We start from the raw sequence: 11,936 nt of genomic DNA, 5'->3' as shown, positions 1-11,936 counted from the left end.
TCAACGTGCCGGCGTTCAGATCGGCCTGGGTCACGGTGTAATTCGCCGTGCAGGTCAGGGTCTGAGTCGGGGCCAGGCCACCGGCCGGCAGCGCCGGACAGGTCACCGTGGTCTTGTCGTCGGTCACGCTGATYGCTGCGGTGATCGTGACGTTGCCGGTGTTGGTGACGATGTAGGTGTACGGGATGACTTGGCCGACCGTGGCGTACGTCGTCGCGGTCGAAGCCTTGTCGATCGTCATCGCACGCGTCTGCGTCGCGGTGATCGTCACCGTGTCGGTTGGCGACGTGGTGGTGCCGTCGGTCGCGCTGGCGATGTTGGTCAACGTGCCGGCGTTCAGATCGGCCTGGGTCACGGTGTAGTTCGCCGTGCAGGTCAGGGTCTGAGTCGGGGCCAGGCCACCGGCCGGCAGCGCCGGACAGGTCACCGTGGTCTTGTCGTCGGTTACGCTGATCGCCGCGGTGATCGTAACGTTGCCGGTATTGGTGACGATGTAGGTGTACGGGATGACTTGGCCGACCGTGGCGTACGTCGTCGCGGTCGAAGCCTTATCGATCGTCATCGCACGCGTCTGCGTCGCGGTGATCGTCACCGTATCCGTCGGCGAGGTCGTCGTGCCGTCGGTCGCGCTGGCGATATTGGTCAACGTACCGGCATTCAGATCGGCCTGGGTCACGGTGTAGTTCGCCGTGCAGGTCAGGGTCTGAGTCGGCGCCAAGCCACCGGCCGGCAGCGCCGGACAGGTCACCGTGGTCTTGTCGTCGGTCACGCTGATCGCCGCGGTGATCGTGACGTTACCGGTATTGGTGACGATGTAGGTGTACGGGATCACCTGGCCGACCGTGGCGTACGTCGTCGCGGTCGAAGCCTTGTCGATCGTCATCGCACGCGTCTGCGTCGCGGTGATCGTCACCGTATCGGTCGGCGAGGTCGTCGTGCCGTCGGTCGCGCTGGCGATATTGGTCAACGTGCCGGCGTTCAGATCGGCCTGAGTCACGGTGTAGTTCGCCGTGCAGGTCAGGGTCTGAGTCGGCGCCAGGCCACCGGCCGGCAGCGCCGGACAGGTCACCGTGGTCTTGTTATCGGTCACGCTGATCGGCGCAGTCAGAGTCACGTTGCCGGTATTGGTGACGATGTACGTGTACGGGATTACCTGGCCGACCGTCGCGTACGTGGTCGCGGTCGAAGCCTTGTCGATCGTCATCGCACGCGTCTGCGTCGCGGTGATCGTCACCGTGTCCGTCGGCGAAGTCGTGGTGCCGTCGGTCGCGCTGGCGATGTTGGTCAACGTGCCGGCGTTCAGATCGGCCTGGGTCACGGTGTAGTTCGCCGTGCAGGTCAAAGTCTGGTTCGGATTCAAGCCGCCGGCCGGCAGCGCCGGGCAGGTCACCGTGGTCTTGTTGTCGGTCACGCTGATCGGCGCGGTGATCGTGACGTTGCCGGCATTGGTGACGATGTAGGTATACGGGATGACTTGGCCGACCGTCGCATAGGTCGTCGCGGTCGAGGCCTTATCGATCGTCATCGCACGCGCGGCGGCGATCGTCACCGTATTGGTGTCGGTCGCGTTCGGCAACGTGCCGCTGGTCGGCGTGCCGGTCGCGGTCGCGGTGTTGACCACCGAACCGGCATTCACCTCGGCCTGCGTGACCGTATAGACGTTTCCGGTCGCGGTGCAGCTGGCTGTGGCGGCCGGCGCCACCGTGGCGATGGTGCACGCCAGCGAAGGCAGCTTCGGATCGGTCACGGTGATGCTGTTGATCGTGACATTGCCGGTGTTGGTGACGCTGAAGGTATAGGTCACCGTGTCGCCGGCGCGAGTCGGCGTAGAGGTGGTGGCCTTGTCCAGAGTCCAGCTCGGGTTGGACACCGGCGTCGGCGTCGCCGTCGCGGTGTTGTTACCGGCGACCGGATCGTTGGTGGTCGCGCTCACCGTGGCGCTGTTGAGATAAGGCCCGGTTTCCAGGACACGAGCGACCAACGTCAGGGTCGCGCTGGCGTTGCGCGCAAGCGCGCCGATCGTCCACACGCCGCTGCCGCTGTTATAGGTGCCCACGCTCGGGGTGGCGGAAACGAAGGTATAGCCGGCCGGCAACACATCGTTGACGACCACGCCGGCCGCATCGGAGGGGCCGATGTTGTTGTTGACGGTCACCGTGAAGGTGACGTTGGTTCCAATCGCGGGATTGGTCGGCAACACCGTCTTGGTGATGGCCAGATCCGCGACCGGCGTAACCGTGTCGACATCGGTAACCGTACCGGTCGGCGTCGGATCGGTGGTGTTGGCCGGCAAGGTCGCGGTGACCGCGTTGGTCACGCTGCCGCTGGTCGCGGTGACGTTGGCGTTGACGGTGAAGGTCAGCTGCCCGCCCGAGGGCAGGTTCGCGATGGTCAAGCCGCTTTCGAAGTTGGCCACGGTCACGGCAGGGCAAACCGCGGTGCCCGCACTAACCAGGCAGCTCACGGCGGTCTTGGTCAGACCCACCGCAACCGGATCGGTGATGATCGTGCCGTTGGCCGCGCTCGGGCCGTTGTTGCGCAACACGATCGTATAAATGGTCGAACCGCCGGCGGTGACGCTGGTCACACCGTCGGTCTTGGTCAGTACCAGATCGGCCACCGCCGCCAACGTATTCGAATCCGTAGCCGAACAAGCCCCCGTCCCCGCATTGAACGTACCGCCGTTGGCCGTACACGCCGTATCGACGTTGGTCACGTTGGCCGGCGGCGTGATGGTCGCGGTGTTGCGCAGCGGGTTGGCGAACTGCGCCATCGCCGGCAGGCCGGCCAGGGTCAGCACGGCTGCAAGCAGCACACGCACTCCGGTTCGAGCAATGCGCGATCCAGCACGGACGTCGCGGTGGACGGACGATTGGCTGGCCGGAGTACGAGTAGTGGCGATTTTCATGCGTTAGCCCAAACAGGAGTTCGGTAAGCGCCGGGACGACATCGTCCATCGCCTTGCGGCGATGTCCGGACGCCGTCGACCGGCTGGTCGACGTGCTTGCTGCGGGTTTGTTCGTATTGCTGGTCGTGCGGTACGACGAATGCCTGATGCATTGGGCGAACGCTGAGCGCTCAAGCCCGGGACGGCTCTACATCCACATAAAACGTGTTGTTGATACAGCGCACGCTTGCGCTTGAACTAACGCTGGGTCATGCGCGTTGAGTTCGCTCGGCACATTCGCCGCGCCAACCCAAGCATCAAGGCCTGGCTGTTCAATTCGCTTTGGATAGGAGCCGCCCGACGCCGGCCGCACTTGCGCGGCCGCTCGACAAACAGCAGGAAGCCGCCACATGGCGGCCGGACCAGCGACATCCCCTTGGATACCGATACTCAGCCCCTGACACGTCATAACGTGCCTCCCCCTTATTTCCACTCCACCTACACCTTCCCTACGAGGGAGAGTGCCGATAGATGCACCAGAAGTACTGTGGAACCCCTAACGCCAATACGTGTTGAGCACTGCTACACAGGACAAGATGGCAAATAGTGTGCCATCCATCACATTACCATTTCAATGGTCATCACAATAAAAACGAGCTAGCCATCGCACAAAAGTGCCCTTCCGGGTCAGAAGGGTGACCTCCCCCGGCAGCTTTGGACGTTGCCGGCGGGCGAATTACGAAGTGCCCTGGCTGCGTCTCAAAACCCCAATCCCGGCAAACTGAATGTGCCCTTTCAGACAGAAATTAACGTTACGCATGCAGAAGCCGCGTGAAATATCGACGCGAAGTGCATCGCAAATAGCCTTAAAAAGAGCGCAAATTGTCTGCTAAATCGCAGATTCTGGAATTCAGCTGCTTCAGCCCGAACGCGCGAATCAGTCACGCTTGCCATGCGCGGACGGTGCCGTGATCGACGGTGAGTGGCGTACTCGCGCAGGGCTGAGATGGAAAGCGACACAGGCCCTATAATTCATGTCCCAACGATTCGGCCGTCCCATGCCTCCCAGCGCTACGACCCTGTCAGTCCTCGACCTGGCGAACATCCAGTCCCTGGCCCGCGACGACATGGCGGCCGTAGACGCCCTGATCCGGCGCCGGCTGGCGTCGGATGTGGTGCTGATCAATCAGGTCGCCGAGTACATCGTCGGCGCCGGCGGCAAGCGCCTGCGGCCGATGCTGTTGCTGCTGGCGGCCGGGGCCCTGAGCCACCGCGGCCCGGACGCCCACCAGCTCGCGGCCGTGGTCGAATTCATCCACACCGCGACCTTGCTGCACGACGACGTGGTCGACGAATCCGACCTGCGCCGCGGCCGCCGCACCGCCAATGCGGTGTGGGGCAACGCCGCCAGCGTGCTGGTCGGCGACTTCCTGTATTCGCGCAGCTTCCAGCTGATGGTCGAACTCGACCGGCTGGAGGTGATGAAGATCCTCGCCGACACCACCAACCAGATCGCCGAAGGCGAAGTGCTGCAGCTGCTGCACGTGCGCAACCCGGACACGGACGAAGCGGCCTATCTGCGGGTGATCGAGCGCAAGACCGCGGTGCTGTTCGCCGCCGCCACGCGCCTGGGCGCGGTTCTGGCCGGCGCCGACGCGCAGGTCCAGCAACGCTTGCACGATTACGGGCTGGCCTTGGGCTATGCCTTCCAGATCGCCGACGACGTGCTCGATTACGCCTCCGACGCGCAGACCCTGGGCAAGAACCTCGGCGACGATCTGGCCGAGGGCAAGGCCACGCTGCCGCTGATCCACGCCATCGCCCACAGCGACGATGCCGTGCGCGCGCGCCTGCGCGCGGCGGTCGAGCACGGCGACACGCAGGCCATGCCCGAAGTGCTGGCGGCGATACGCGCCACCGGCGGCCTGGACTACAGCCGCCGGCGCGCCGAGGACTATGCGCAGGCCGCCGAGGCGGCGCTGGAAGGGCTGGACGACAACGACTACACGGCGGCGCTGCGCGGATTGGCGCGGTATGCGGTCAGTCGGGATCACTGATCGTTTGAGTTTCGGGCGCGTCCGGTTGGGGGGCGTTGTTCCGGGTGCATCGATCGGTGGATGGATAACGGCAGCCTTGGGCTGCCGTTATTCGTTTGGGGGGACGGCAGGCGTTGGGACTGGCGCGGTGGTTACGTGCGGCTGCGTTCAACGGAACAGGCCAGGCCTCAAGCCGCACCCCAAGCCGTCATTCCCGCGAACGCGGGCTCTGCTTTACTTCGGCGGAGCCGAACATCCAGTGCCTTTCGTGCGAGAACCTTTGAAGTCGCTGGATTCCCGCGTTCGCGGGAATGACGATCTGGAGAGATGCCGCTGAAGTCTCTGGATTCCCGCCTTCGCGGGAATGACGTTCTTGGAAGACCGCGCTGAAATCTCTGGATGTTCGGCTCCGCCGAAGTAAAGCGGAGCCTGCCTTCGCGGGAACGATGGCCTGGAGGGAGACGTACTGAAGCCTTTGAACCTCCCGCCTCAACGCGCGCCAAATCGCTCCGCGAAGAACGCCCGCATCGCCGCGAACGAGCGCTTGGACGCGCGTTCGTCGTAACGGCAGTTGTCTTCCGGCGCGTTGTTGGCGTTCTCGATCTCGGCGAAGCAATGACGCGCGCCGCTGTAGTTCACGAGTTGCCAATCGGCGCCGGCTTCGTCCATTTCTTTTTCGAAGGCGACGATGTCTTCGTTCGGCACCGACTTGTCGGCCGCGCCGTTGAGCACCAGCACCGGCGTGTTGACCTTGACGCCGTTGCCCGGCAGGTGCGCCTTCAGGCCGCCGTGGAAGCTCACGATGCCGGCCAGGTTCGCGCCGGTGCGCGCCAGTTCCAGCACGGTCGAGCCGCCGAAGCAGAAGCCCAGCGCGCCGATCCGGTTCGCGTCCAGCGGCGCGGTCTTGTCCTGCGCCTTCAATACCGCCACCGCTTCGTTGATGCGCTTGCGCAGCGTCGTCGCGTCGCCGTAGGCCTTGCCTACCGCGGCCTTGGCTTCGTCCTTGTTCTTCGGTCGCACGTTCTTGCCGTAGACATCGGCGACCAGCACGACGTAATCGTCGCCGGCGATGTCCTTCGCGTGCTGGATCGCGTTGTCGGTGATGCCCATCCAGTTGGGCACCATCACCAGACCGGGGCGCTTGATCGCGTTGACGTTGTCGTAGACCAGCACGCCGCTGAAGCTGTCGTCGCCGATCTTCCATTCCACCGGTTTGGTCTGCATCGCCGCGAACGACGGCGAAGCGCACAGCACTAGCGACAAGGCGGCAGACAAACGGCGCATGGCGGGCTCCGGATTGGGGAAAGGCCCAAGCCTAGCGCGTCCGTGTGGCGCTCGCATGTGAAGGCGCCGGCCGGACAGCGAAGCCGCAAGGCCTGGATACGAATTCGTCCGGGGCGGGAAATGAGTTCAGAGGAGTGAGCAGTGAGTAGAAGCAAAAGCCGGGCCGCGGCGCCTTGCTTCTACTCACTCCTCACTCCTGAGAACTCGTTCCTCAGCTGATCCCCAAACCGGCGATCGCACTGATCGAATCCGGATCGAACCCGGCCAGCTCGGCGAAATGCCGGCCGCGCGCGACGTAATCGCGATACGGGCCGAAGCTCGGCGCGCCCGGCGACATCAACACCACGCCGCCCTCGCCGCCCAGCGCCGCGCGCGCCTGCGCCATCGCCTCGGCAAGATCGTTCGCCGCGCTCAGATGGAATCCGGCTTGCGCCGCGACCGGCGCCAGCAGTTCGTGGATGCGCGGACCGTTCTCGCCCATCGTCACAATCGCCAGCGGCGCCTGCTGCCGCATCGCCTCGGCGAAGCCGCGCCATTCCACGCCGCGGTCGTGGCCGCCGACCAGCAGCGCGATGCGCCGGCCGGCGTAGCATTCCAGCGCGGCCAAGGTCGCATGCGGCGTGGTGCTGATCGAATCGTTGACGTAGGCGATGCCGTCGCGCGCGCCGATCGGTTGCAGGCGATTGGGCAGCGGCTTGAAGCTGGCCGCATGCGGCGCCAGCGGCGCGGCGTCGATGCCGAGCGCTTCGATCGCAGTCAGCACCGCGCACAGATTGCCGCGGTTGTGGCGGCCCGGCAGCGGCAACGAAGCGGTGTCCATGATGTCGCGATCGCCGCGCCACAGCACGTCGCCGCGCAGATGCCAGCCGGCTTCGTCGCCGAACCAATGAATCTGGCTGTCGGGCAATTGCAGCGCGGACAGCACCGCATCGTTCGCGTTCAACACCGCGATACGCGGCTTGCCCTGGGTCAGCAGGCGCAGCTTGTCTTCGACGTAGCGCGCTTGCGAGCCGTGCCAGTCCAGGTGTTCGGGATAGATATTCAGGGCGATCGCCACGTCCGGCCGCGCGCCGCTCATGCCGACATCGCCGGTCTGGTAGCTCGACAGCTCGATCGCCCAGAATTCCGGCGGCGGCGACGGCTCCAGCACTTCCAGCAAGGGCACGCCGATATTGCCGACCAGCGCGGTGCGATGGCCGCCGGCGCGCAGCAGATGCGCCAGCAGCGAGGTCGTGGTGCTCTTACCCTTGGTGCCGGTCACGCAGATCGTGCGGCCGCCGATGTCCTCGCCGAACCACAGCGCGGTGCCGCCGATGAAACGCGTGCCCTGCTCGGCCGCGGCCAGGGCCTCGGCGCGATACGGGCTGATGCCGGGCGATTTGATTACCCAGTCGAACGCGCTCAGGCGTTCGGCGCTGGCCGCGGTTTCGATCGCCAGACGCGGATCGTGCAGCCCACGGCCTTCAACGGCTTCTTCCGGCGAGCAGAACAGGGTCAGCGCGAGTTCGGGCAGGCGCGAGCGGATCGCGCGATAGGCCGCGCGTCCCTCGCGGCCCCAGCCCCACAGCGCGACGCGCTGGCCTTCAAGCTGCGAAATACGCACGCAAGCGTTCCCACAACGGCGGCGGCAGGCGCTGTTCTTCGTCCAGCGTCAGCAGCGGTTCGATGCGCAGATCGTCGTCGCCGAGTTGCGGACGGATCTCGCGCGCGAAGCGTTCGACCAGCGCGTCCTCGCGCCACTCCGGACGCTCGGCGAGCGCCGCCAGCGCGGCGCGCGATTCGCGACCTTCGCCGACGCATTCGAACGGCTTGTGGTTGCGGTATTCCAGCAGCGCGTCGAAGCCGTCGGTCTGGGCCGGATCGTCGAGCAGGTTGCGGCCGAAGATGCCGACCAAGCGCGGCTTGGTCATGAACGGCGCCAGCGCCAGAAACACGAAGTGGCACTTGGGACACACCCCGCACCAACGACTCACCGGCCGCTCGCCGAGAATATGGAAATTGCGATTGCAACTGCTGAAATGCGCGTCGTAGCGATCGCTGCGGGCGAACTGCCGCGCCACCGCCAATTCGCTGAGCGGACGCAGCAGCGAGTAGTAATGCAGATCGGCGGCGACATGGCGCTGGACGTAATCGCCGAAGGCCTGTTCGCAGGCCCAGCCCTTGGACCACTGGTGGTTCACCTCGCCCGTGCCCTCGATCAGGCTGCCGTAGCTGGCCGAGCGCTCGTTGGAAAACACCACCTGATCCACGCCGTGCAGCAGCGCGGCCAGAACCATGATCGCCGAGTTCACCACCGTGACCGGGATGTGGCCGTTGTAGGCGCCCTGGCGATTGAGTTCGAACAACTGCGGCGCCAGCGCGCGGCCGAGATTCAGCGTGGGCAGGCCGGTGCGCTGGGCGCAGGCGGCGATGAGTTGCGAGCCGCCGATCCAGGTGACGGTCTGCTCGATCTCCATCGCGCGCAGGGCTTCGATGCTGACCAGCGAATCCTTGCCGCCGCCGATGGCGACCAGCGCGTGCTGGCGCAGGCCCAGTGCGGGCGCGCGGCTATCGCCACGGTTCTCGCCCACGGGAAAACGAATCTTCCCGTGCAGATTCAGGCCATTGCGATAAGCGAACTCGCCCAGCCCGTTGACGTAGATCAGCTCCAGCAGCGCCGCGGTATCGGCGTCGATCGCATACGAATCGATGCGGATATCTTCCGGCACCGCCGCCTTGTAATAGCTCACGCCGGCGATCAGATGCAGCACGCGCAGCGCCTGCTCGACCGCATGCGCGCGCGCGCCGGCCAGCGCGAACGGCGCGCCGGGAATGGTGATGGTCTCGGTCAGCTCCGGGCCGTCGTCGAAGGCATAGACCAGTTCGGCGACGCCGGTGGCGGCGTCGAGGCCGCAGCGGACGAAACGGAAGGCGCGCACCGCGTCGCGCTGGAATTGAGCACTCACAAGCGTTTTCCCGAAATCGAAGCGATGCGCGCGCGGGACATGGACAGGGTCGGTTTCATTCGATCACCTCCTCCACCGGCAGCGCGCGCAGGTTGTAGGTATTGGCCATCGCCATGCCGTAGGCGCCGGCGTCGGCGACCAGGATGACATCGCCTTCCTCGGTGGCGACCGGCATCGGACGGGCGCGGCCGAGCACGTCGCTGCTCTCGCACACCGGGCCGACCACGTCGAACGCGGCGAGCTGGGTGTCGTCGAGGCGGCTGAGGTTGTGGATGCCGTGATAGGCCTCGTACATGGCCGGACGCATCAGCGCGTTCATGCCGGCGTCGCAGCCGATCCGGCGCACGCCGTCCTTCTCGATCACCTGGGTCACGCTGATCAGCAGCACGCCGCTTTCGGCGGCCAGATAGCGGCCCGGCTCGATGATCAGGCCGTAACGCGGATACGCGGCCTTGATCTCTTCCAGCCCGGCGCGCCACTGCGCCAGATCGAAGCTCGGCGCTTCAGGCGTGTACGCCACCGGCAAGCCGCCGCCGATGTCGATGGTCTCGATCGTGCCGACGCTGTCGGCCAGGCCGGCGAGGCTGGCGTAGACGCCGCGCCAATGCTGCGGATCGTCGATGCCGCTGCCCAGGTGCGCGTGCAGGCCGCTGATGCGGATGTTGAGCTTGCGCGCTTCTTCGATGAAGGCATCGAAACGCGCCAGCGGCAGGCCGAACTTGGCCGCGACGCCGCCGGTGCGGACTTTCTCGTGATGGCCTTCGCCGTGGCCCAGGTCCAGCCGCAGCCACAAGGTGCGGCCGCGGAATACTTCCGGCCAGCGCTTGAGCGCTTCGACGTTGTCGAGCGTGACGATCACGCCGCGCTTGAGCGCGGCTTCGTACTCGTGCCGCGGCGCGAAGCTCGGCGTGAACAGCACCCGCTCGGGCGCCATGTGCGGAATGGCGGAGAACACCCGCTCGATTTCCGCCAGCGACACGCATTCCAGGCCGAAGCCTTCGCCGACGATGGTCTTGAGCACGGCCGGATGCGAGTTGGCCTTCATCGCGTAGAAGCAGCGATCCACCGCCTGGGTGCCGATCAGCGAGCGCGCGCGTTCGCGCACCGTGCCCAGATCGTAGACATAACGCGGCGTGCCGGCCGCGGCCATCGCCAGCAGGCGCGCGCGCTTGCCGCGCCACCACGGCGCCGGGCGCGGCGGCTTGCCGTTGCCTTCGTCCTGGATGCTGCGCCAGCTGGGACCGAACACGCTCTCATCGCGCACCGGCATGGCGCCGCCGCGGATCAGCTCGTGATGCAGATGCGGCAGCAGGCCGTCGGCGTCGGCTTCGTCGATGACGAAGGTGAGGTTGAGATCGTTCGACGACTGCGAGATCAGATGCACGCGCTCGCGGCCGAACGCGGCCCAGATGTCGGACAACCGGTGCAGCAGCGAACGCATGCCGCGGCCGACCAGGGTGATCGCCGCGCAGGGCGCGATCACCTTGACCCGGCACACTTCGGCCAGATCCGCCGACAGCGCTTCGAGCACGTTGCTGTTGACCAGGTTCTCGCTTGGGTCCAGCGACACGGTGACGTTGGTTTCCGACGAACCGATCAAGTCGATCGACAAACCATGGCGCTTGAAGCGCTCGAACACGTCGGCGAGGAAGCCGACCTGCTGCCACATGCCGATGCTTTCCATCGCCACCAGCACGATGCCGTTGCGGCGGCTGATCGCCTTGACGCCGGGCACGGTGGCCGCGCTGGCGTCGATGCGCGTGCCGGGCAGGTCCGGGCGCTCGGTGTCGAGGATCGCCATCGCCACGCCGGCGTCGCGGCACGGCGCGATCGAACGCGGATGCAGCACCTTGGCGCCGGTGGTAGCGATTTCCTGCGCTTCGGCGTAATCCAGGCGGGCCAGCAGGCGCGCGTCGGGCACTTCGCGCGGATTGGCGCTGAACATGCCCGGCACGTCGGTCCAGATTTCCACGCGTTGCGCCTTCAGCAACGCGCCGAAGTACGCCGCCGAAGTATCGGAGCCGCCGCGGCCGAGAATCGCCGTGCCGCCGTCGCCGTGGCGGGCGATGAAGCCCTGGGTGATCAGCATCGCGGTCGGCTGCGCGTCGAAGCGCTCGGCGAAGCCGGGCTCGGCCTGATGGCGACAGTTCACCGACAGGCGCTGGGCCCAGTCGCTGGCGTTGGGCAGCGAGACCGCGTCGAGCCAGTCGCGCGCGTCGCACCAACCGAAATCGTGACCCTGCGAGCGCAGGTAAGCCGCGCCCAGGGTGGAAGACAGCAATTCGCCCTGGCCCAACACCTCGGCCTGCCAATCCAGCGCGCGGCTCGCCGCGCGCGGATCGGTTTCCAACGCAACCAGTTTCGCCAGACGCTCGCCGAGCACCGCATCCGGGTCCAGGCTCAGTTCGGCGCAGAACGAGCGGTGACGCTCGACCAGACCGGCGAAGCGCGCGGCGATGCCGTCATCGACCCCGGCCGGGGCGTTGGCGATCGCCTGCAATTCATTGGTGACGCCCGACAACGCGGAGACCACGACCAGCACGCGCCGGCCGTCTTGTTTCAGACGTTTCCCAGCCAGGCGTCCGATCGTGTCCCAACGGTTCCGGCGAGATACCGAAGTACCACCGAACTTGAGCACCACCCAGCCAGTCTGTTGCGTCTCCACGTCTTCCTCGGTTGTCGTTTCACTTCGATTAGGGCCCGGCACGCGGCCGGGGCAGGTCGATCCGCCCGCGGCGGCGTCGATACGCACGTCGCGGGATTCCACACTTGCGGGTCGTGCGC

At 66.1% G+C, this 11,936-nt stretch carries 6 protein-coding genes; 1 reads left to right on the top strand and 5 read right to left on the bottom strand.

Going from position 1 to position 11,936, the window contains the following annotated elements:
* The coding region (locus AB4Y92_RS23220; RefSeq protein WP_441821782.1) for a DUF7507 domain-containing protein at positions 1–2,815 on the bottom strand (2,815 nt) is incomplete at its 3' end.
* 1,130 nt (positions 2,816–3,945) lie between these two features.
* Here AB4Y92_RS23220 and AB4Y92_RS23215 point away from each other — a divergent pair.
* Positions 3,946–4,944: a polyprenyl synthetase family protein gene (locus AB4Y92_RS23215; RefSeq protein ID WP_441821781.1), complete on the top strand. Its 999-nt coding sequence runs from the start codon at positions 3,946–3,948 to the stop codon at positions 4,942–4,944.
* Between the two features lie 468 nt (positions 4,945–5,412).
* Here the strand turns inward: AB4Y92_RS23215 and AB4Y92_RS23210 are convergent, their stop codons facing one another.
* The 4 genes from AB4Y92_RS23210 to AB4Y92_RS23195 form a co-directional block, all read right to left on the bottom strand.
* A complete protein-coding gene (locus AB4Y92_RS23210; protein WP_441821780.1) occupies positions 5,413–6,207 on the bottom strand; it encodes a dienelactone hydrolase family protein in 795 nt (264 codons plus the stop codon).
* 211 nt (positions 6,208–6,418) lie between these two features.
* Entirely contained in the window at positions 6,419–7,810 is a 1,392-nt protein-coding gene (gene murD, locus AB4Y92_RS23205; protein ID WP_441821779.1) for a UDP-N-acetylmuramoyl-L-alanine--D-glutamate ligase, read from the bottom strand.
* A complete protein-coding gene (murL, locus tag AB4Y92_RS23200) occupies positions 7,791–9,152 on the bottom strand; it encodes a UDP-N-acetyl-alpha-D-muramoyl-L-alanyl-L-glutamate epimerase (RefSeq protein WP_441821778.1) in 1,362 nt (453 codons plus the stop codon). The genes murD and murL overlap by 20 nt, the downstream gene beginning before the upstream one ends.
* A 55-nt stretch (positions 9,153–9,207) precedes the next feature.
* Positions 9,208–11,817 carry a bifunctional aspartate kinase/diaminopimelate decarboxylase gene (locus AB4Y92_RS23195; RefSeq protein ID WP_441821777.1) on the bottom strand — a complete coding sequence of 870 codons (2,610 nt, stop codon included), beginning with the start codon at positions 11,815–11,817 and terminating at the stop codon, positions 9,208–9,210.
* Between the last annotated feature and the right edge of the window lie 119 nt (positions 11,818–11,936).

Source organism: Lysobacter sp. TAB13 (assembly GCF_052113885.1).
Lineage (GTDB): Bacteria > Pseudomonadota > Gammaproteobacteria > Xanthomonadales > Xanthomonadaceae > Lysobacter > Lysobacter gummosus.
The sequence above is the reverse complement of the archived record's forward strand: the minus strand, read 5'-3'. Positions and strand labels throughout refer to the sequence as shown.

Bases quoted from the DNA above. Each gene is read 5' to 3' on its own strand.
- AB4Y92_RS23215 (WP_441821781.1), top strand. From the start codon at position 3,946: ATGCCTCCCAGCGCTACGACCCTGTCAGTCCTCGACCTGGCGAACATC.
- AB4Y92_RS23210 (WP_441821780.1), bottom strand. From the start codon at position 6,207: ATGCGCCGTTTGTCTGCCGCCTTGTCGCTAGTGCTGTGCGCTTCGCCG.